1 protein-coding gene is annotated in these 1,000 nt (G+C 62.8%); it reads left to right on the top strand.

What is annotated here, in order from left to right:
* The first annotated feature begins 248 nt into the window (after window positions 1–248).
* Window positions 249–941 carry a hypothetical protein gene (locus RIV14_RS13655; RefSeq protein WP_309325266.1) on the top strand — a complete coding sequence of 231 codons (693 nt, stop codon included), beginning with the start codon at window positions 249–251 and terminating at the stop codon, window positions 939–941.
* Window positions 942–1,000: the final 59 nt, after the last annotated feature.

Raw genomic sequence — 1,000 nt, 5'->3', positions numbered from 1 at the left:
TGTCAACGACCCGCTCCTGGTTCAGAACCACGTCGTCCCTGGGACACCGTCGAGTTGTTGGATGAGGGCGTCACTATGCAGATGTCTCACCGTTGACCGGCTGAGTACGCTGACCAAGGCACACGTTGGCAGGGAGGTGGGGGTGGCCTTGGTCGGGGCCGTGACATTGTTGTGACCGGCCGGTAGGGTCGGGTGGGTTCCTGCTGTGCCGGGGACTGTGCTCGGCCTGATCGTGGAGGTGCTTCCTCATGACCCGTTCCCTCATCCGTCTGTCTGGTCGCCGTCGTGTCGCAACCGCCTTGGGAGCGGGCGCGCTGGCTGCCTCGCTGGCCCTGGCGGGGTGCTCGTCGAGCAGCCCGAAGGGTGGAGGGACGATCCCACCGGTCAACACTGCGGGCGCTAGTGGTGGTTCGACGGCGTCTGCGTCTGCCTTGGGCGGGGCGTCCTCGAAGGCCTCGGCGGCACCGACGACTCTGGATGCCCAGGCACTGACTGATGAGTCCATCGGCTACTACGTGGACTTCGTCCCCCAAGGGCTGGACACCACCCAGACCCAGGCTGCCCTGGGATATCTCGCCTACGACAGGGCGACGTGGGAGGCATACCGGAAGATGGACGGCGACCTGTCCGCCGTCGAGGCCTCCACCACCGGTGCAGCGCTGGAAAGCTACCGCAAGAGCTACAAGAAAGCCCAGGATGCGGGGGAGCATGAGGTCGGCACCGCACGGATGACGGTGACGTCCGTGGAGATGCAGTCGGATAGCGAAGCCCTCATCGACGTGTGCTCCGATCAGACTCATATCAAGAGAGTTTCATCGTCCGGAGAGGAGATCCCACATTCTCATGGACTGCACACCTATTCCGATTTTGTGTCGGTGAAGCTGACTGACGGCGCGTGGAAGGTTGCTTCGTTTGAGAAGAAGGGGACGGACATTTGCTGAATAAGCGCCTCTTCAAGCTCATGGTGGCCGTGTCGCTTGCCAGTGCCAGCACACTCACT

The organism is Actinomyces acetigenes, from assembly GCF_031296635.1.
In the GTDB taxonomy this organism is placed as follows: Bacteria; Actinomycetota; Actinomycetes; order Actinomycetales; family Actinomycetaceae; genus Actinomyces; species Actinomyces acetigenes.
Note: the sequence above shows the minus strand (reverse complement) of the source record. Positions and strands in the feature narration are given on the sequence as shown.